General features: G+C 68.6%; 22 protein-coding genes. 11 read left to right on the forward strand and 11 right to left on the reverse strand.

All coding sequences use genetic code 11. From position 1 onward, the window contains the following. Window positions 1-133 precede the first annotated feature (133 nt). Window positions 134-721: a TMEM165/GDT1 family protein gene (locus tag BLW75_RS23385; RefSeq protein ID WP_034309636.1), complete on the forward strand. Its 588-nt coding sequence runs from the start codon at window positions 134-136 to the stop codon at window positions 719-721. A gap of 88 nt (window positions 722-809) precedes the next feature. Beyond that, window positions 810-1,472, forward strand: coding sequence for a DUF998 domain-containing protein (locus tag BLW75_RS23390; RefSeq protein ID WP_034309634.1), 663 nt, complete (start codon window positions 810-812; stop codon window positions 1,470-1,472). Window positions 1,473-1,476: 4 nt separating this feature from the next. Here the strand turns inward: BLW75_RS23390 and BLW75_RS23395 are convergent, their stop codons facing one another. Beyond that, on the reverse strand, window positions 1,477-2,118 hold the full coding sequence (locus BLW75_RS23395) for an IclR family transcriptional regulator (protein WP_034309631.1): 642 nt from the start codon (window positions 2,116-2,118) through the stop codon (window positions 1,477-1,479). Continuing rightward, the gene (locus BLW75_RS23400) at window positions 2,115-2,969 is read right to left on the reverse strand and encodes a hypothetical protein (RefSeq protein WP_277814950.1); all 855 of its coding nucleotides are present in this window, start codon (window positions 2,967-2,969) and stop codon (window positions 2,115-2,117) included. The genes BLW75_RS23395 and BLW75_RS23400 overlap by 4 nt, the downstream gene beginning before the upstream one ends. Before the next feature lie 85 nt (window positions 2,970-3,054). Here BLW75_RS23400 and BLW75_RS23405 point away from each other — a divergent pair, with 85 nt between their 5' ends. From BLW75_RS23405 to BLW75_RS23415, 3 genes are all read left to right on the forward strand, one after another. Next, the gene (locus BLW75_RS23405; RefSeq protein WP_034309628.1) at window positions 3,055-4,230 is read left to right on the forward strand and encodes a homogentisate 1,2-dioxygenase; all 1,176 of its coding nucleotides are present in this window, start codon (window positions 3,055-3,057) and stop codon (window positions 4,228-4,230) included. 190 nt (window positions 4,231-4,420) lie between these two features. Continuing rightward, the gene (locus BLW75_RS23410) at window positions 4,421-6,238 is read left to right on the forward strand and encodes a substrate-binding and VWA domain-containing protein (protein WP_034309626.1); all 1,818 of its coding nucleotides are present in this window, start codon (window positions 4,421-4,423) and stop codon (window positions 6,236-6,238) included. 11 nt (window positions 6,239-6,249) lie between these two features. After that, window positions 6,250-6,990: a hypothetical protein gene (locus tag BLW75_RS23415; RefSeq protein WP_034309624.1), complete on the forward strand. Its 741-nt coding sequence runs from the start codon at window positions 6,250-6,252 to the stop codon at window positions 6,988-6,990. Between the two features lie 3 nt (window positions 6,991-6,993). On the opposite strand, the gene BLW75_RS23420 is transcribed toward BLW75_RS23415, so the two are convergent. Then, complete coding sequence (locus tag BLW75_RS23420; RefSeq protein ID WP_034309622.1) at window positions 6,994-8,001, reverse strand: hypothetical protein; 1,008 nt, start codon at window positions 7,999-8,001, stop codon at window positions 6,994-6,996. A gap of 94 nt (window positions 8,002-8,095) precedes the next feature. On the opposite strand from BLW75_RS23420, the gene BLW75_RS23425 reads away from it, so the two are divergent. Continuing rightward, the gene (locus tag BLW75_RS23425) at window positions 8,096-8,887 is read left to right on the forward strand and encodes a DUF2470 domain-containing protein (RefSeq protein ID WP_034309619.1); all 792 of its coding nucleotides are present in this window, start codon (window positions 8,096-8,098) and stop codon (window positions 8,885-8,887) included. Here the strand turns inward: BLW75_RS23425 and BLW75_RS23430 are convergent. Further along, window positions 8,884-9,345: a PPOX class F420-dependent oxidoreductase gene (locus tag BLW75_RS23430; protein WP_034309617.1), complete on the reverse strand. Its 462-nt coding sequence runs from the start codon at window positions 9,343-9,345 to the stop codon at window positions 8,884-8,886. The two genes, BLW75_RS23425 and BLW75_RS23430, sit on opposite strands and share 4 nt — an antisense overlap. A 136-nt stretch (window positions 9,346-9,481) precedes the next feature. On the opposite strand from BLW75_RS23430, the gene BLW75_RS23435 reads away from it, so the two are divergent. From BLW75_RS23435 to BLW75_RS23445, 3 genes are all read left to right on the forward strand, one after another. Further along, complete coding sequence (locus BLW75_RS23435) at window positions 9,482-10,279, forward strand: CPBP family intramembrane glutamic endopeptidase (protein ID WP_034309615.1); 798 nt, start codon at window positions 9,482-9,484, stop codon at window positions 10,277-10,279. 13 nt (window positions 10,280-10,292) lie between these two features. Then, complete coding sequence (locus BLW75_RS23440; RefSeq protein WP_091598184.1) at window positions 10,293-11,504, forward strand: arginine deiminase; 1,212 nt, start codon at window positions 10,293-10,295, stop codon at window positions 11,502-11,504. Window positions 11,505-11,662: 158 nt separating this feature from the next. Continuing rightward, window positions 11,663-12,214: a ferritin gene (locus BLW75_RS23445; protein ID WP_034309611.1), complete on the forward strand. Its 552-nt coding sequence runs from the start codon at window positions 11,663-11,665 to the stop codon at window positions 12,212-12,214. 75 nt (window positions 12,215-12,289) lie between these two features. Here BLW75_RS23445 and BLW75_RS23450 read toward each other — a convergent pair whose 3' ends face one another. The 4 genes from BLW75_RS23450 to BLW75_RS23465 form a co-directional block, all read right to left on the reverse strand. Beyond that, entirely contained in the window at window positions 12,290-13,132 is an 843-nt protein-coding gene (locus BLW75_RS23450) for a superantigen-like protein SSL4 (protein WP_034309608.1), read from the reverse strand. Beyond that, window positions 13,129-13,641: a SigE family RNA polymerase sigma factor gene (locus tag BLW75_RS23455; protein ID WP_034309605.1), complete on the reverse strand. Its 513-nt coding sequence runs from the start codon at window positions 13,639-13,641 to the stop codon at window positions 13,129-13,131. The genes BLW75_RS23450 and BLW75_RS23455 overlap by 4 nt, the downstream gene beginning before the upstream one ends. Window positions 13,642-13,825: 184 nt before the next feature. After that, on the reverse strand, window positions 13,826-14,179 hold the full coding sequence (locus tag BLW75_RS23460) for a DUF952 domain-containing protein (protein ID WP_034309602.1): 354 nt from the start codon (window positions 14,177-14,179) through the stop codon (window positions 13,826-13,828). Between the two features lie 72 nt (window positions 14,180-14,251). Continuing rightward, window positions 14,252-15,133, reverse strand: coding sequence for a DUF5926 family protein (locus BLW75_RS23465; RefSeq protein ID WP_034309600.1), 882 nt, complete (start codon window positions 15,131-15,133; stop codon window positions 14,252-14,254). A gap of 285 nt (window positions 15,134-15,418) precedes the next feature. Here BLW75_RS23465 and BLW75_RS23470 point away from each other — a divergent pair, with 285 nt between their 5' ends. After that, window positions 15,419-15,631 (forward strand): hypothetical protein, encoded by a 213-nt coding sequence (locus BLW75_RS23470; RefSeq protein ID WP_034309894.1) that lies wholly within the window; start codon window positions 15,419-15,421, stop codon window positions 15,629-15,631. Between the two features lie 72 nt (window positions 15,632-15,703). Next, window positions 15,704-16,873, forward strand: coding sequence for a cytochrome P450 (locus tag BLW75_RS23475; RefSeq protein WP_034309597.1), 1,170 nt, complete (start codon window positions 15,704-15,706; stop codon window positions 16,871-16,873). Here the strand turns inward: BLW75_RS23475 and BLW75_RS23480 are convergent. The 3 genes from BLW75_RS23480 to BLW75_RS23490 all read right to left on the reverse strand — a co-directional run bounded on the left by BLW75_RS23480 (window position 16,870) and on the right by BLW75_RS23490 (window position 18,040). Beyond that, a complete protein-coding gene (locus BLW75_RS23480) occupies window positions 16,870-17,178 on the reverse strand; it encodes an antibiotic biosynthesis monooxygenase family protein (RefSeq protein ID WP_034309593.1) in 309 nt (102 codons plus the stop codon). The two genes, BLW75_RS23475 and BLW75_RS23480, sit on opposite strands and share 4 nt — an antisense overlap. 103 nt (window positions 17,179-17,281) lie before the next feature. Further along, the gene (locus BLW75_RS23485) at window positions 17,282-17,719 is read right to left on the reverse strand and encodes a type II toxin-antitoxin system VapC family toxin (protein ID WP_034309590.1); all 438 of its coding nucleotides are present in this window, start codon (window positions 17,717-17,719) and stop codon (window positions 17,282-17,284) included. An 18-nt stretch (window positions 17,720-17,737) separates the two neighbouring features. After that, window positions 17,738-18,040 (reverse strand): hypothetical protein, encoded by a 303-nt coding sequence (locus BLW75_RS23490; RefSeq protein WP_034309588.1) that lies wholly within the window; start codon window positions 18,038-18,040, stop codon window positions 17,738-17,740. Window positions 18,041-18,063: the final 23 nt, after the last annotated feature.

An 18,063-nucleotide genomic window follows, 5' to 3' on the forward strand; every position in this document is an offset into this window, starting at 1 on the left:
AATTCCGCCCCGCCACGAAACACAATTCGCCCGCACATGCCACCCGATTCGGAAAAGCCATCAGCTTGCCTTTCTCTGAATCACCCCTTTATCGTTGCAGTGAAAGGGGTGAAGAACCATCATGTCTAGCTCGATGCTGGCGCTGATCAGCGCGTTCGGCCTGGTACTGGCCGTGGAGCTGCCGGACAAGACCCTCGTCGCCACCCTGGTTCTCACCACCCGTTTCCGCGCGTGGCCGGTATTCGCCGGAGTCACCGCCGCATTCGCCGTGCAATCCGCGATCGCCGCCACGTTCGGCAGTGTGCTCACTTTGCTGCCGGAGACACTGGTGACCTTGATCGTCGCCGCGATGTTCGGAATCGGCGCGTTCATGCTCCTTCGTGAAGGGTTCAGACCCGGCAAGGACGGCGGAGAGGACGCGTCGCGTTCCGGGCCGAGCCCCGCGACCTTCTTCCGCTCCGCGCTGACGTCGTTCGGGGTGCTGTTCGCCGCCGAATGGGGCGACGCCTCCCAGCTCGCCACGGCCAGTCTCACGGCCCGCTTCGGCAACCCGTTCGCGGTCGCGCTCGGCTCCTTCGTCGCGCTTGTCGCCGTCGCCGGGCTCGCCGTCTTCATCGGCGCGAAGGTCCGCAGCCGGATCCGTCCCAAACTCATCCAGCGCGTCGCCGGGTTCGTCTTCGCCGGGTTCTCGCTGTTCGCGCTGGCCCAGCTGGCGTTCTGAGGCGCACGGGGTTTTCACAGGTTCGCCGGGTAACCTTTCGGGAACGAAAAGGTGAACGCCCGCCCCGAAGTGCCTGGAGAAACCGTTCGTGACCTCGCCGAAGACACTCGCCGTCTCTCCTGTGCACGGCAGGCTCGCGGTCTTCGGCATGGCCGTCGCCGTCGCCATCTCGATCGACCTGCACTTGAGGCTGTCCAGCCAGGTCAGCCCGATCTGGCAGACGCTGTCCGAGTACGTCTACGGCTACCTCTCGCCCGGTGCGACGGCGGCCCCGTTGTTCGGCGCGATGTGCCTGGCACTGGGGTTCGGTTCGCTCGCCCTGCTCGCCGGGATCGCGAAGGCGCACCGTCGCGGGTACGAGTCCGTCCTCTTGCTGCTCGGGGTGTGGTGCGCCGGGCTGTTCGTCCTCGCGCTCGTCCCCGTCGACCCCGAGGGCCAGGCCCGCTCGCTGGCCGGGCAGATCCACAACTACGCGGCACTGGCGGCGTTCCTCGCGCTCCCCGGCGCCGCCTGGGTGCTGACCCGCCCTGGCCGGGCGCGATGCCCGTGGGAGCCGCGCCGCACGACGATCCGGCGGCTTTCGATGGCCAGCTTCGCCGCGGTGGTGATCGTGCTCGGCGGGTTCGTCTGGACGATGCTGACCGGCCCGTCGCATCAGGAAGTCACGCTCGGCCTGTTCGAGCGGCTGCTGTTCGCGGTCGACCTCACGCTGCTGGCGACCATGGTCCGCCCGCTGCTCAGCCACCGCTGACACGCTACTCGGGCTGCTTCAGCACCTCGGCCAGCCGGACGGCGGCCGCCACGACCGCCGGGCCCACCACGGACGCGTCCAGCGGTTCGAGGGACACGACACCCACGCTGGCCTTCAAGCCCGGCACCCCGCGCACGGGCGCGGCGACCCCGGACGCCCCCGCCTCCAGCTCACCCGACGAGGTGACCCAGCCTTCGCCGCCACCGGGACGCAGCGTGATCGCCTTGCCCGCGGCGCCGGCGGACAGCGGATGCCGGGTCCCGACGCGGTAGGCGACGTGGAAGCTCGTCCAGGACGGTTCGACGACCGCGACGGCCTGCGCCTGATCCCCCTGCGCGACCGACAGGTGCGCCGTGGCGCCGACCTTCTCCGCCAGCTCGCGCAAGACCGGCCGCGCGGCCTCCCGCAGCTGCGGGAGGACCTGCCCGGCGAGCCGGAGCAGGCCGACACCCAGCCGCACCTTGTTGCCATCGCGCCACACCAGGCCGCGCTCGGACAGCGGGACGAGCAGCCGGTAGACGGCGGCCCGGCTCGCGCCGATGGCGACGGCGAGCTCGGAGATCGTCGCCGCCTCGCCACCGGCGTCCGCGACCGCTTGGAGCAGCGCGAGCCCGCGGTCCAGGGTCAGCGACCCTTCACGAGTCACAACAACCCGAGTTCCCCGAGGTCGGCGACCGGCTCGTCGAACGAGGCCGCCGCGTACGAGGCGAAGAGCCCGCGAACGGCCTTCGCCGCCTCGTCCGACATCCCTTTGGCCTCGGCGGCCAGCGCGGCGCCGTCGGTCGTTTCGAGGGCGGCCCGCACGTCGCCACCCGAAAGGCAGCGCGCGGACGCCACGATCAGGTTCAGGAACCCGTGGTGGGTGAAGCCGCTCGCCTCCTCGGTGTGCCGGACGGCGCGGTGCAGGCTGTTCGTCGCCTTGAACGAGGCCCCGGTCGAGCCGCTGACCACCGCGAGGAAGTCGGCGACCTCGTCGACGCTGGGGAAGTTCTCGCCCGCCTTGCCGCCGCAGCGGATCTTGGGCCAGCTGCCGTGCTCGATCACCTTCCGCACGCCGTCCAGCCAGCCGACCCCGCGCCGCGGCTCGACCACGCGGATGACGTCCTCGGGCACGAACTCGGAGACCCGCTCCAGCCAGACCTCGTCGACGTCCGACGGCGCCGGCATCTCCACCATGCGCAGGCTGAGGATCTCGCTGCGCGATTCGACGATCGAGATCGCCTTCGGGACGCCGCCGAGGCCGGTGTCGATGATGAGCGACAGCGGCAGCGGTTCCTTGGGTTTGATCTTGATGAGTTCCGTGATGAGCTCGGGCAGCCGCGACGCCTGGCACAGGAACACACCGAGGACGCCGGAGTGCTCACCGGCCCTCGACGCGAAGTGCGCTCGCAGCGCTTCGGGCATGGACGCCTCGCCGGGCGGGAACAACGCCGAGTCGTCGACGAGCCGCGCGAACAGGGGAGGGATTCCTCGGGGGCCGGGTGGCGTGAGTTCCACAGCGCTTGACACGACTGACACGCTAGTAGCGTACGACATCAGGACAAAATCGTTCGCACAACGGACACGTTCCGGGGAGATTCCGATGCCTTACTACCGGCAGGTAGGCGAGATCCCGCACAAGCGCCACACGGCGTTCCGCAAGCCCGACGGGGGCCTGTACGCCGAGGAACTGATGGGTGTCGAGGGCTTCTCGGCGGACTCGGCGCTGCTGTATCACCGCGGGCTGCCCACCGCGATCGTCGACGCCGTCGCGATCGAGGACGAGCGCGGTCCCATCACCCCGAACCACCCGCTCAAACCCCGCGCCTTCAAGACCCACGACCTCAAGTTCGGTGACGCCGACGCGGTCACCGACCGGCGGCGGCTGTTCGGCAACGCCGACGTCACCATCGGCTTCGTCCACGCGACCGAACCGTCGCCGCTGTATCGCAACGCCGCCGGCGACGAGCTGTTCTACGTCCAGGGCGGCGGCGCGACCGTCGAGACGATCTACGGTGCCCTGGAGGTCGGTGACGGCGACTACCTCGTCATCCCGACCTCGTGCACCTATCGCGTGCTCCCGCACGGCGACGACGGGGTCAAACTGCTGACCATCGAAGCGCGCGGCCACATCGGCCCGCCGAAGCGGTATCTGTCGGCGAAAGGCCAGTTCCTGGAGCACTCGCCGTACTGCGAACGCGACATCCGCGGCCCGTCGGAGCCGCTGGTCGTCGACGGCACCGACGTCGAGGTCCTCGTGCGGCACCGCGCCGGCCTGACGCGCTACACCTACGCGACCCACCCGTTCGACGTCGTCGGCTGGGACGGTTGCCTGTACCCGTGGGTGTTCAACATCGACGACTTCGAGCCGATCACCGGCCGCGTGCACCAGCCGCCGCCCGTGCACCAGACGTTCGAGGGACCGAACTTCGTGGTCTGCTCGTTCTGCCCGCGCAAGGTCGACTACCACCCCGAGTCGATCCCGGTGCCGTACAACCACGCGAACGTCGACTCGGACGAGCTGATGTTCTACGTCCGCGGGAACTACGAGGCGCGCAAGGGCTCCGGCATCGAGGTCGGCTCGCTTTCGCTGCACCCGTCCGGTTTCACGCACGGGCCGCAGCCCGGGGCGGCGGAGGCGTCGATCGGGGCGCAGTTCTTCGACGAGACCGCGGTCATGGTGGACACCTTCGCGCCGCTGGACCTCGGCGAGGCGGCCGACGCCTCGGAGGACCACCGGTACGCGTGGACCTGGTCCGGCCGCGGCCCGGGCGCCTGACGACTGCCGCAATCAGTCACCTGCTTGCGGCGTTCGAAAACGCGCGCCGGCGGGTGCCCGCGCAAGTAGGTGACTGATTGCGCCGAAAGGTGGCGGGATAAGTACCGCCATGGCCGCAACGGTTCGGCAACACCAAGCCTGGCAAGGCGAAACCTCCGGATAATCGGTGTTTCTCACCGGGAGGTTCTCCATGGTCGTGAATCCAGGGCAGTCCCGCGGCGGCCGCAAGGTCCTGGCATTCGCGGCCGCGGCGGTGGTCGCGATCGGGTTGATCATCGGTTTGCGCGCGATCACGAGCGATTCGGGTGAAGAGGCCGTGGAGGCGAAGTGCACCACCGGTGACGCCGTCAAGCTTCAGGTGTCGTCGTCGCCGGAGAAGGCGGGCGTGGTCGCCGAAATCGCCAAGGGCTACAGCGGCCGCACGGTGGCCGGACGCTGCGTCGACGTGCTCGTGCATTCGAAATCGTCCGGTACCGCGATGCAGGCGCTGTCCCGCGGCTGGAACGAGGCGGTGGACGGCCCGCGCCCGGACGTCTGGACGCCCGCCGCGTCCGGCTGGGTGAACCTGTTGCGCCAGAACCTCACCGGCTCCGATCATCCCGCGCTGGTTCCCGAGGGCGACCCGGAATCGGTCGCGAACGCGCCGCTGGTCGTCGCGATGCCGAAACCGATGGCCGAGGCGCTCGGCTGGCCCGGGAAGGGCATCGGCTGGAAGGATCTCGCCGCGCTGGCCACGGATCCGCAGGGCTGGGCGAAGTACGGCCACCCGGAGTGGGGGAAGTTCCGGCTGGGCAAGACGAATCCGAACATCTCGACGTCCGGCCTCAACGCCACCATCGGCGCCTACTACGCGGCGACGGGCACCTCTTCGGATCTCACCGCGAACGCCCTCGCGAAGCCGGAGGCCCAGACGTTCGTGCGGAACGTCGAGCAGGCCATCGTCCACTACGGCGACAACACGCTGACGTTCCTGACGAACCTGCAGAAGGCCGACGACCGCGGCGCCGCGCTGTCGTACATCTCGGCGGTCACGGTCGAGGAGAACTCGCTCGTCGGCTACAACCAGGGCAATCCCACCAACGATCCGGCGAAACGCGGGCAGCACGCGCCGCCGAAGGTGCCACTCGTCGGGATCTACCCGAGCGACGGCACGCTCAACTCCGACCACCCGTTCACCGTGCTGAACTGGGCCGACGACCTCCGCAAGCAGGTCGCGGCGGACTTCCTCGCGCATCTGCGCGGCGCCGAAGCGCAGCAGAAGTTCAGCGACATCGGTTTCCGCACGTTCGACGGCAAACCCGGCTCGCAGACCACGAAGGAGAACGGTGCCGAGCCGGATTCGAAGCTCAACCTCATCCGCCCGCCGAGCCCTCCGGTGCTGACCGAGGTGCTGAAGTCGTGGAAGGACCTGCGGAAGAAGGCGAACGTGCTGCTGGTCGTCGACGTCTCCGGATCGATGGGCGACGGCGTCGACGGGACCGGGAAGAACAAGATGGATCTCGCGAAACAGGCGGCCGTGGCGTCGCTGCCGCAGTTCAGCGACGCGGACAAGGTCGGGCTGTGGATGTTCTCGACGAAAATGGACGGCGACAAGGATTACGTCGAGCTGCGGCCGGTGTCGCCGATCGGCGGCGAGCCGGGCAGGCAGGAGCTGGCGTCGCGGCTGAACGGGTTGACCCCGCAAAACGGGACGGGGCTTTACGATTCTTCGCTCGCGGCCTACGAATTCATGAAGCAGCGGCTGGATCCCGACGCGATCAACGCCGTCGTCGTGCTCACCGACGGCCGGAACGAGGATCCGGGCGGGATCGATCTGCCGAATCTCGTCGGCCGGTTGCGGACGGAGGGTGGCGGTGAGGCGGTGCGGATGTTCACCATCGCCTACGGCTCCGACGCGGATTTGGGCATCCTCAAGGAGATCGCCGAGGCCACCCAGGGCGTCGGGTACGACTCGTCCAAACCGGACTCGATCGACCAGGTCTTCACCGCCGTGATCTCGAATTTCTGAGATCCTCGGATATGCGCTTCGTCCGTGAGCTAGCCGAACCGTGGGGACTGCTCCTCGCGGCGACGTCGGCGGGTGCGGCCTGGGCGGTGCAGCTACCGGTGCTCGCCGCGCTCGGCGTCGGCGTGACCGTGCTGGCCGCCCGGGCAGGCGTCGCCGCCGCCACGCGGCCGAAACCCTTGCCAGAGCCCGAAGAACGGCCACTCCCCGACGTCGAGCCCGGTTCCCCGGAAGCGGATTGGCTGCGGCGCGCGGAAGCCGCGGCCGACGGTTTCCGGTCGATTTCCGCTTCGCTCGACACCGGACCGCTCGCCGATCGGGTGGCCGACATGGAGCCGGTGGTGCGGGAAACCGTCGACACCCTCCGGCGCTTGGCCGCCCGCACGTCCGCCACCGGAAAAGCGCTGGCACGAGTGGATCTCGGTGCGGTGTCCGCCGAGAAAGCGCGGCTGCGGAAGGACCTCAAGACCGCCGACGACGACATCCGCGGCGACCTGATCCAGTCGCTCGAAGCCGTGCAGGCACAGGAGGACGTGCACGCGCGGCTGTCGAGCGCGCAGCGGAAACTGCTGGCACAGCTGCGATCCGGCGCGCTCGGCCTCGACGGACTGGTCGCCAGGGCGGCCGAATTGTCGGCCGCCACCGGCGATTCGCTGCTCGACACGACGACCATCGGCGAGCTGAGCGAGCAGCTGGAAGGAATCCGGCGAGGTGTCGTGGAGACCGAGGAAGCGACGCGACGCTCCCTCGGCTGACCGTCACCGGCCGAACTTCACCGGCCCGAAGACCGCGTGACCGGGCACTCCGGCCTTCGCCGTCTTCCCGGCCGCGGGCACGCCGAGCACCCACAGCCGCCCGGTGGCGGCGATGTTCGCGGCCAGCGACTGATCCGAACCGCCCGCCTGCATGGTGACCTCGCGGCCGTCGGGCAACACGGTCCGGCCCTTCACGGTGACCATGCCGAAGAAGTTGACCGACGCCGGGCCGGACACGACGGCGAGTTCGGTCCATCGCGGCTCGGGCAGCTTCCTGAGCAGCACCACGGGGACGACCGCGAGCCCGACGGCGCCCACCGCGAAGCCGTAGCCGAAGTACCCCGAGGACTTCACCACGATGCTGTCCCGCAGCGGATAGTCCGCCGACGCCCAGAAGCCGAACGCGCTCGCGACGAGCAGGATCGCGACACTGACGAAGTAGTACGCCGAAAGCAATCGCCGCTGCGTCGCGAGCATCCGGCCCGGTGATACCGGCTCGAAGGCGAACGGGACCGAGCCCTTCACCGGAGCGTCGCGGAACGCTCCACGGCGCGGGACGATCACGCCCGGCAGCATGACGAACGGGCCGAGCACCCAGAGCCGTCGCTGTGCCGCGAGTTGCGTCCGGAGCGGGATCGGGAGCCGCACGACGAGCCACCGCCCGTCCAGGGGAACACTTACCCGCGAACCGGCGAGGACGGCGCCGTCCAGCCCGCTCACCAGGCGGAACGGCTTGCCGATGAGCTTCCGCATCGAGGACGATCCGGCAAGGACGGAGTAGCCGAAGTAGACCGAAGACGGTGTCATGAAGACCAGAAGGGCCAAGGGCACGGCGATCCCGTGTCCCCCGGACACCGCGAGCACGACGCCCAGCGCCACGAGCAGTCCCGTCGCGACGGTCATCGTCCCGGCGGTGACGGTGTTGCGATCGAGAAGGGGTGTCAGGACCGGCATGTTCGTCGCCGGAATCCCTTCGGGTGGTTCGAGCACCCGGATTCCGTGGGCTTCCACCTGGTCAACCTATAGGGATGTGGCGGGACGTGATCCAGACTACTTCCACTCGGCGGCCAGATCAGGTTAGGCTCACCTAACTAGGAGGTGAGCCGTGACCACACCGACGTCCATCCGCCGCCCGCCGGCGCCGAACCCCGCCGAACGCGCGAAGACGATCGCGACCCGCAACGGGCCGGCGACGCTGATGCCGACCGCGGAGCAGCGTGACCAGCCAGGACAGTGCGGCCGTGTCATCCCCGAGCTGCACCACGTGCACACGAGCGGCAGCGTCAGCATCCTGCTGCCGGACGAGCACCACCTGGTGAAACGCGCGCACGAGGCCCAGCGCGGCGAGCTCGCGGTGATGGTCGAACTGACCGATCAGGCGCCGGTCGACCTGCGGGAACCCATCCGCGGACTGCTGTGGATCACGGGCTGGCTCCGCCCGCTCTCCGAGGTTTCGGCGCGCGCCCGCGCGGTCTCCATCGCCGAGACCCGGCCGGACGAGCGCCTACTGGACGTCGGGCACGGCGTGACGCTGCTGCGGCTGACTCCGGCGTCGCTGGTGCTCGCCGACGCCGAAGGCACCCATTCGCTCCGGCCGCACATGTTCAGCGCCGCGCCCCCGGATCCGTTCCACGACTACGAGGCCGACTGGCTGCGGCATCTGGAGACCGACCACGCCGACGTCGTCCAGCAGCTCGCCAAACACGTGCCCGCCGAACTGCGCGGCGGATGGATCCGGCCGCTGGGGCTGGATCGCTACGGGCTTCGGCTGCGGGTCGAGGCCGACTCAGGCGATCACGACGTCCGGCTCGCGTTCTCGCGTCCGGTCGACGGGCCGCAGCAGCTGAGCGGCGAGATCCGCCGTCTCGTCGGCTGCCCGTACTTCCCGCAGGGTTAGGCGAGTTCCGCCGGGAAACCGCCCTTGGCGATCGGGCCCCACGACTCGATGGTGACGCGGATGATGCTCTTGCCCTGCTTGACCATCGCTTCGCGGTACTCGTCCCAGTCGGGATGTTCGCCGGAGATCGCGCGGAAGTAGTCGACGAGCGGCTCGACCGAATCGGGCAGGTCGAGCACCTCGGCGGTGCCGTTCAGCTGGACCCACTGGTCGTTCCACTCGTCGGAGAGGACACAGGCGGAGACCTTCGGCTCTCGCCGGATGTTGAGGACCTTCGCGCGCTTCGGGTACGTGGAGATGACCAGCCGGCCTTCGGCGTCGACACCGCAGGTCACCGGGGAGAGCTGGGGGCCGCCGTCGGCCTTGGTGGTCATCAGGATGGCGCGGTGACGGGTGGAGAGGAAGTCGACGAGCGCGGCGCGGTCGACGGTTTCGTTGGTCGCGATGCTCCTTGGCATGACTCGACGGTAGCTCGCCGGCGATCATCGGGCAGGGGCCGAAGGGGACCATGCCCGCATGCGACGTGGTGAAAGCTCCCTTCACCGCGTGACATGAGATGAAAGCGTCCTTCAGCCACAAGGTAGCGTGCGGCCGATGAGCTGGCTGCGTCCCGAACGCCCGGCGCTGCCGGAATTCGTGGAAGATCCGGCGCGCCGCCGCGCGATCGTCATCGAACTGGTCGTCGTCTTCGGCATCACCCTCGGCCTGTCCGGGCTGCGCAGTCTGCTGTCCCTTGTGGACTCGCTGCTGCAGCCGGTGCCACTGGCACAGCAACAGGCCCAGCTGAACGTTCCCCAGGCGACGCTGAGCCTGGTCGACCTGCTCAAGCAACTCCTGAGCGCCGGTCAGCTGGTCGGCTGGGGCGCGCTCGGGCTGTACCTGCTGTGGCGCGGCGGGATGAAGCTCGCCCAGATCGGCCTCGACAAACAGCGCCCGGGCCGCGACGTCGTCCACGGGCTGCTGCTCGCCGCGGTGATCGGGATTCCGGGGCTGGGGCTGTACTTCCTGTCCTACGGCCTCGGATTCAGCCTGTCGGTGCAACCGTCCACTTTGGGCGAGACGTGGTGGCGCCCGATCACGCTGACGTTGTCGGCGTTCGGGAACGCGTTCGCCGAAGAAGTGCTCGTCGTCGCGTACCTGCTGACCCGGCTGCGGCAGCTCGGCTGGCGGGAGAACACCGCGCTGGTCGCGTCTTCGGTGCTTCGCGGGTCATATCACCTGTATCAGGGGTTCGGCGGTTTCGTCGGCAATGTCGTGATGGGCCTGGTGTTCGGCAGGCTGTGGCAGAAGACGAACCGGCTGTGGCCGCTGATCGCCGCGCACACCGCGCTGGATTTCGTTTCCTTCGTCGGATACGCGCTGCTCAAAGGGCGAGTTTCCTGGCTTCCCTAGCTAGTGTGAAGCCGTGATTGACGAGACGACTCCACCCCGAGTTGACAGCGAAGTCGGCCCCCTGCGTGCGGTGCTGCTGCACAGGCCCGGCAACGAGCTCAAAAGGCTCACGCCTCGCAACAACGACCAGCTCCTGTTCGATTCCATCCCCTGGGTGGACCGCGCGCAGGAGGAGCACGACGCGTTCGCCGAGGTGCTGCGCGGCCGAGGTGTCGAGGTGCTGCTGCTGGCCGACGCGCTGCGCACGGCACTCGCCGACACCCGCGCCCACGCGGCCGGGGTGCACGCGGCGGTCGACGAGCGGCGGCTCGGGCCCGACCTTGCCGATTCGCTCCGTTCCCATCTGTCGAGCGTCGCGCCCGCGACCCTGGCCGAGGTCCTGATGGCGGGGATGACCTTCGAGGAACTGCCCGCCGCCGAGGGCGCCTCGCTGGTCCGGCTGATGAACCACCCGAACGACTTCGCCGTCGATCCGCTGCCCAACCTGCTGTTCACCCGTGACTCGTCGGCCTGGATCGGCGACCGGGTCGCGGTCTCCTCGCTGACCATGCCCGCCAGGGTCCGCGAGACCGCGGTACTGGACCTCATCTACGCCTATCACCCGTGGTTCCGCCACGCGTCCCGCGCGTACGGCGCGCATTCGGCGCCGATCGAGGGCGGTGACGTCATGCTGCTCTCGCCGGGTGTCCTGGCCATCGGCGTCGGCGAGCGGACGACCGCGGCGGGTGCGGAGTCGCTGGCGCGGTCGGTCTTCGCCGACGGGATCGCGCACACCGTGCTCGCCGTGCCCATCCAGCAGACCCGCGCGACCATGCATCTGGACACCGTCTGCACGATGGTCGACGCCGACGCCGTCGTCATGTATCCGCTTTCCCGCGATTCACTGACCGCGTTCACTATGCGGCCGACCGACGACGGTTCCGTGAAGGTGGAAGGCCCGGCCCCATTCCTCACCGCGGCCGCCGAGGCAATGGGAATCGACCGGCTCCGCGTCATCGACACCGGGCTCGATCCGGTCACCGCGGAACGCGAGCAATGGGACGACGGGAACAACACCCTCGCCCTCGCGCCCGGCGTCGTCGTCGGGTACGAACGTAATGTGGAAACCAACGCGCGCCTGGCCGAAGCCGGTATCGAAGTACTGGCCATCACCGGCTCCGAGCTGGGCTCCGGTCGCGGCGGGCCGCGCTGCATGTCCTGCCCGATCCGACGCGAAAGCATCTGACCCAGGAAATAAAGTAAGCCTTCCCTAATCGATTTCCATTGATTAGGGAAGGCTTACTTAATTGAGGTGAACCTAGTATTGGGAATACTAACCTAATAGGGGGCAGATCACCAGATAAAAGTGGAAACCGAATAAGGGTTTGGCGTATCGTCGAACACATGGCCCTCCTCAAGAAGCAACCGCGCTCGAAGTTCTACGAACTGCTGCAGGCGCAGATCCACAACGAGTTCAACGCCTCCCAGCAGTACATCGCGCTGGCGGTCTGGTTCGACGCCGAGGACCTGCCGCAGCTCGCGAAGCATTTCTACAAGCAGTCCGTCGAGGAGCGGAACCACGCGATGGCGCTCGTCCAGTACATGCTGGACACCGACCACCACGTGGAGATCCCCGGCACCGGCGACGTGCGCAACGACTTCTCCGACGTCACCGAGCTGATCGAGCTCGCGCTGCAGCAGGAGAAGGACGTCGCGACCGACATCCAGCAGCTGGCCAAGGCCGCTCGCGCCGAAGAGGACTACATCGGCGAGCAGTTCACGCAGTGGTTCCTCAAGGAGCAGGTCGAGGAGATCTCCCAGATGTCCACGCTGCTCAACATCGTCAAGCGCGCGAACGGCAACCTGTTCGAGGTGGAGAACCACCTGCACCGTGAATCCGTCGGGGACGGCGGCGCCGACTCGGGGATGCCCCCGGTCGCGGGCGGCGCGCTCTGACGCACTGACCAACGCTCCCACCACGGGAAAACCCGGGCTCTCCCCCTTGGAGAAGCCCGGGTTTACTTCGTCCCGTCAGCTGAACTGACAGCTCTGCTCGATCCGGGTCAGCAGGATGCCCAGGACCGACCCGTCGTTGCCCAGCGCGATCCGGTACGCGCTCACCGAACTGATCGGCGCGAAGTAGGCATTGCCGTTCTTGGTGCCACCGGGGTAGGCGGCGAGGATGTCCGCCTCGGTCGAACCGACCCCGATTCCCTCGGGGGTGTGCACCGCACCGGAGGGGTTGATGACCGTGATCCCGTCGGCCTCGGTCAGCGACACCGAAGTCGGCCCGGGAACGGCGGCTCCCTCCACGTAGCCGTAGACGCAGGCTTGCCGCCAATCCTTCGCGCGCAGCGGGCCGGCGGCGGCTTCCGCCTCCTCCTCGCTCATCCCGAGCCGGAGCTTGCCGAAGCCGGCCGGGGACAGCAGCGCGCCGGTGGTCACCTTGCGCGGTGTCGGCGGCTTCGTGACGGTGGTGCTCTTCGGCGGTTCGACCGGCCCGTCGGGGACCGTCGACGGCGGTGGCACGGACGCCGGGTGCGTCGACGCCGCCGGGGCGGAAACCGGCGGCGCGGAACTCCCCGGCCCAGGCTGCGCGAGGCTCGACGAGGCCGCCCCCACGGTGAGCTGGTCGCCTCCGGGGAAGGCCGCGCCGTTGTCCTTGTCCTGGATCGTGAAAATCGTGACCCCGCCGGCCAGCAGCACCACCGCGGCGGCCATCCCGCTCGTCGTCTGCATCAGCTGGCGGCGGCGACGGCGGCGGCGGGCGCCCGCGACGATCGTCTCGGGATTCAGCGTGGATCCCACGCTCAGCCGCTCATCAGAGAACAGGTCACGCAGCTTCCGCTGCACGTCCTCGTCGGACATGTTCATCCCGCTTCCCTCCCTTCGTCCTTGGGCTCGAGCAGGGCGAGCTTCGTGCGCAGCGACGCCATCGCCTTGCTCGCCTGGCTTTTGACAGTGCCCTGGCTGACCCCGAGCGAATCCGCGATCTCGGCTTCGGACAGGCCTTCGTAGTAACGCAGGACCATCACCGCGCGTTGCCGCGGCGGCAGCGCTCGTAACGCCTGCCACAGTGGTTCGTGCTCGAACGGGTCGGCCGGACTGTACGGCTGGGTGTCCGGCAGATCGGCGACCAGGCTCTCGCGTTTGGTCCGGCGCCAGCGGCTGATATGCGCGTTGGCCATCGAACGGCGGATGTAGGCCATCGGGTCGCCGGTCTTGTGCTGGACGTACGACCAGCGGGAACCGATCTTCTCCAGCACGGTCTGGACCAGGTCGGCGGCGTCGTGCGGGTTTCCGGTGAGGGCGTGGCCGTACCTCAGCAGACCCGGGAGGCTGGTCCTCACGAAGTCGGCGAAGTCGATGAGTTCACCCGGCACGTCACTCCTCCGGCTCTCGCCGGCCCCCCAGACGTCCGTCCCCGGTAAGACCGTCGCGGCAGCGGTCACCGTATCGCCTCCCCCCGGTGTCACCCGGCCAGGTTCGCCTGGCTCATCTCTCCCGAAACGCATGACGGCCCCCACAGGTTGTCTCTTGCCGCGTACCAGTTCGAGGGGCGCCGGCTCAACGCCGCGACACGGAGCCGGGAATTCTGAACGTACCGTCCCCCTGAACAGGGAATTCGTGGACGGCCACCACGGCGTTACGCGGTATCGGCCCGTACACGTGGGGGAACTGGAGACCGGCCGGATGCGGCGGGTCGCCGTCCTCCCAGACGACGGGCGCGCCGACGAGCGCCGGGTCGATTTCCAGCAGCAGCAGATCGGTGCGGCCGGGGAACACGGCGTTGGCCGGGATATGCGCCGTTCCCGGGTCCGAGCAGTGGATGAAGCCGTCGGAGGTGAGCGACGCGGCGGTGTAGACGCCGCCTTCGGGCACCGCGGCCCAGTCGGCCTCGGGGCAGATATGGAGGATCACTCGCCCATCCTCGCGCATTTCGTCCTCTGGATGCGGAACCCGCATTCGGAGGACGAAATGCGCGGGAGGAGGTCAGCGGATGGTGAGCTGGCGGCCGATCAGGCCGTCGCGCGAGCGCCGCTCGGCGGCATTGAGCGGCTCGGTGTCGAGCGACTTCAGCGCGGCCTCGAGGCGGACGCCGAGCTGGTCCTTCGCGTCGGCCCATTCGCGGGCGTGGGCCTCGGGGTCGAGGTCCCACACCGGAACGAGCAGCCCGTGCGCGCGGAACGAACCGGCGTAGCGGGAGCCGTCGCCGAGGCTCAGCTCGCCGGCCGCGGACAGCCGCGCAAGCGCTTGCAGCAGCAGGTTCTCCGGTTCCGGGCGGACCCAGCGCAGGTGCGCCTTCTCGCCGGCGAGCACCCAGTACGCGCCTGCGCCGAGGCGTTCGGTCGGCATGATCGCCGCGTTCGCCCGCTCGAGCGAGAGCGCGACGTCGCCGCTCGCGTCGGCGTCTTCGGGGAGCCACCAGGCGAAGTCGTTGTAGAGCGTGACGTCGAGTTCGGCGTTCACGTCGAGCAGGTCCTGGAGACGGGCCTTCTCGTCGGCGGTGGGCGGCGTCGTGGTGTCCGGCACGGACAGCACGTCACCCTCCTTGGCGTCCAGGACCCACTGCAGCGCGCGGCCGAGGTCGCGGCTGATGTCCGAGGAGCGGGTCTGCACCTGCATCCCGACGTAGCGCTCGCCGTCGGACCGGACGAACGCGGCCGCCGCCATCGGCAGCACCGTGCCGAGGGTGACCTTCTCGCCGGAGCCCAGCGTGAGCGCCGCCGTCGCCGACGGGACGAACTCGCGCAGCGCGATCAGCTCGGTCTCCGCCGCGAGCCCCTCGAAGGGCTGGCCGACGAAGACGTCGCGCACCTTCGGCTTGCGGTCCGAGGTCGTCTTGGGACCCTTCTTGCGCGAACCCTTGCCCACGTCAGCCTCCTCAAAGCTCGGTTCGGAACGCTATCGCGGGAGGGCACGCGTCTCGTAAGGCCCCCGGGGTTGGTGACGAAGACAGCGCGACGACACCCGGCAGACCACCGGGCCGACCGGATCGGTGGGTTTCAGCGGCCATCCGGGTACCACGGAAACGTGACAGCGGAAGGCCGCCGCAATTCGGATGATCTAACCGCGGGTGACGACCCTGCCCTTTCCCCGTATTTCGGCGAATACTTGATCTTGGCGCTGATCGCGCCGAACCACGAGAAGGGATCAAAGATGAGCAACTCCAAGCGTCGGGCCGCGCTGGCGGCCTTGCCCGTGGCACTCGGACTGCTGGTGGCGGGCCCCACGGTGGGCATGGCTTCGGCCGCCGCGCCCCAGGCCGAGAAGAGCGACGAGGCACGCTGCCTGCTGCTCTGTTTCGGCCACTACCACCACCATCATTATTTCCATCACCACCACGGCCACCCGGGCTGGTGGCTGTATTGATGAGTCTGTGACCGCGTCGGGGTGGGCTCCCGGCGCGACACGGTCGCGGCGAGGCCGGGTTAAAGTCGGCGAGTGTTCGACCTCGCCGACCCGGCCTTCCTCGCGAATCCGTACCCGTATTTCGCCGACCTCCGCGAGCGCGGCGAAGTCCACCGCCACGACGGCCTCGGCATCGCCGTGGCGGTGTCGCACGCGGCGTCGGCCGCCGTCCTGCGGCATCGCGGACTCGGCCGGATCTGGCAGGACGCGCTGCCGGTGGAGCGGTTCGCTTCGTTCAACCTGCTGCACCGCAACTCGCTGCTGGAGAACGAGCCGCCCGCCCACACTCGGCTGCGGCGGGTGATCGCGGGCGCGTTCGGTCGGGGGCACGTCCAGCGGCTGCGGCCGATGGTCGCCGAACTGGCCGACGGCATGGTCGCCCGCCTCGCCGCCGAGATCGCCGAAACCGGCTCGGCCGACCTGCTGACGCATCTCGCGCAGCCGCTGCCGGTCGCGGTCATCGCGGAACTCCTCGGCGTCCCGGTCGAGGACGGCCCGCGCATGGTGACCCTTTCGAACCACATCGTGAAGATGTACGAATACGGGCTCGCCGAAGAGAAGCGTGACGCCGCCGAAGCCGCGGCTGCGGAGTTCGTCGACTACCTGCGTGGCGTCGCGAAGCACCGCGCGAACTCCCCCGGCGACGACATCGTCAGCGATCTCCTGCGCAGTGAGCTCACCGAAGACGAACTGGTCGCGACCGCCGTCCTGCTTCTGATGGCCGGGCACGAGGCGACGGTGAACGTCATCGGGAACGGCGTCAACGCCCTGCTGACCCACCGCGACCAGTGGGAGCGACTGGTGGCCTCGCCGGAACTGCTGGACCCGTGCGTCGAGGAGCTGATCCGCTTCGACGCACCGCTCCAGCTCTTCGAGCGGACGGCGACCGCGGACGTCGAGATCGCCGGGTTCCGGGTGGCCGAGGGCGAGAAGGTCGGCGCGCTCCTCGGCGCCGCCGCACGGGACCCGAAGGTCTTCGACCGGCCAGACACCCTGGACATCGGCCGCACGCCGAACGCGCACCTCGGCTTCGGCATGGGCATCCACTACTGCGTCGGCGCCCCGCTCGCGCGCGTGGAGATCGCGGCCGCGCTGAGCTCCCTCGCCGCGAAGCTGCCGGGACTGGAACTCGCCGAGACCCCGGAGCGGCGACCCGAATTCGTGATCCGGGGGCTGCGCTCGCTCCGGGTCACCACGCGCTAGGGGTACTCGACGACCACTTCGTAGAGCGCGGCGTTGGGCGTCGCGACCTCCGCGGCACGTTCGGTCGACGCCTGGAACACCTGGTTCTTCCCGGCCGCCTCCCATGCTTCCTTGCTGTCGTAGTGCGTGACGTTGACGAGCTGGAAGCGTGAATCCGGCAGCAGGGCCCGGTGGAGATTGGTGTCGCGGAAACCGGGCGCGTCCCGCATCAGCTTCGCGCGCTCTCGCCACGTCTCGACGAACTCGTCCACGCGGTCCGCGGGGATCTCGAAGACATTGATGAAGGTGACGCCGTCGTCGCTCATGATCAGCAGTCTGGAACCTCCAGCGAGCTGGAGGTCAACGGTGACCTGGCTCACCCCGGGTGGCCTGGGTGGCAGCAAAGGTCCCTTGCTCTCTTTCCGCAGGTCAGCGTGCAGCTTCGGGGTAAAGCGTGAAGTGGGAAACGTGCACCGGCTTGATGTGCTCGAAATGCCGACGGTCGACCGTCGCCACCTCGACCGTCTTCAACCGTTCCGCCGTGGCCACGACCGCGGCATCGGCCAGGCCGAGCGGCCAATCAGAGTACTGGCGCATCAGCACGGCCATCCGCCGGAAATCGTCGTCCATGGGGTGGTAGACAGCGAACTGAGGCGAGCGCATGAGTCCTTCGATGAACGCCGCTTCGGCCTCACCGCCGAGGTACTTCTCTATGTAGTGACATACCTCGGTCAACACCAACGACGGCACCAGCAGATCACGCGTGGCCGCGGTCTCCAGCCAGGACACCACCGCCTGATGATGATCGTCTTTTCGGCTGACCATGGCGATGAGCGGGCCGGCATCCACCACTATCGGGCGCGCCATCGGATCACCCGGTGCGTCTCAGGCGACATCTTGGCCGCGCACCACGGCCTTCACGCTCTCGGACGCATCCGCGGGAAGATCGAACATCCCCAAGAAGGACGGCGGCGAATACGGCGTCGACGGTTCGTCCGTGGCCGAGTCAGGCCTGCGGATTCCATGAGCGGTGAGGCCAGTTTTCCCGGCCGGTGAAAATCGGCCCGTGACGGGCCTGGTGATCCTCTTCGTCCTGACGGCGGACGGTTTGTAAAGACCGAACACAGCAGACCTCGCCCGGCCGGTCTCCCCGGGGGGCAGATCACACTCCTGCTGCTCGCTGCTCATACCTCCATGTTACAGACCGATCC

Source organism: Amycolatopsis lurida (assembly GCF_900105055.1).
Classification (GTDB): Bacteria; Actinomycetota; Actinomycetes; order Mycobacteriales; family Pseudonocardiaceae; genus Amycolatopsis; species Amycolatopsis lurida.

Excerpts from the sequence above, each read along its gene's own strand:
- BLW75_RS23385 (WP_034309636.1), top strand. The coding sequence starts at position 134 with ATGCTGGCGCTGATCAGCGCGTTCGGCCTGGTACTGGCCGTGGAGCTG.
- BLW75_RS23405 (WP_034309628.1), top strand. The coding sequence starts at position 3,055 with ATGCCTTACTACCGGCAGGTAGGCGAGATCCCGCACAAGCGCCACACG.
- BLW75_RS23410 (WP_034309626.1), top strand. The coding sequence starts at position 4,421 with ATGGTCGTGAATCCAGGGCAGTCCCGCGGCGGCCGCAAGGTCCTGGCA.
- BLW75_RS23415 (WP_034309624.1), top strand. The coding sequence starts at position 6,250 with ATGCGCTTCGTCCGTGAGCTAGCCGAACCGTGGGGACTGCTCCTCGCG.
- BLW75_RS23430 (WP_034309617.1), bottom strand. The coding sequence starts at position 9,345 with ATGCCAAGGAGCATCGCGACCAACGAAACCGTCGACCGCGCCGCGCTC.
- BLW75_RS23435 (WP_034309615.1), top strand. The coding sequence starts at position 9,482 with ATGAGCTGGCTGCGTCCCGAACGCCCGGCGCTGCCGGAATTCGTGGAA.
- BLW75_RS23445 (WP_034309611.1), top strand. The coding sequence starts at position 11,663 with ATGGCCCTCCTCAAGAAGCAACCGCGCTCGAAGTTCTACGAACTGCTG.
- BLW75_RS23450 (WP_034309608.1), bottom strand. The coding sequence starts at position 13,132 with ATGAACATGTCCGACGAGGACGTGCAGCGGAAGCTGCGTGACCTGTTC.
- BLW75_RS23470 (WP_034309894.1), top strand. The coding sequence starts at position 15,419 with ATGAGCAACTCCAAGCGTCGGGCCGCGCTGGCGGCCTTGCCCGTGGCA.
- BLW75_RS23480 (WP_034309593.1), bottom strand. The coding sequence starts at position 17,178 with ATGAGCGACGACGGCGTCACCTTCATCAATGTCTTCGAGATCCCCGCG.
- BLW75_RS23485 (WP_034309590.1), bottom strand. The coding sequence starts at position 17,719 with ATGGCGCGCCCGATAGTGGTGGATGCCGGCCCGCTCATCGCCATGGTC.
- BLW75_RS23490 (WP_034309588.1), bottom strand. The coding sequence starts at position 18,040 with ATGAGCAGCGAGCAGCAGGAGTGTGATCTGCCCCCCGGGGAGACCGGC.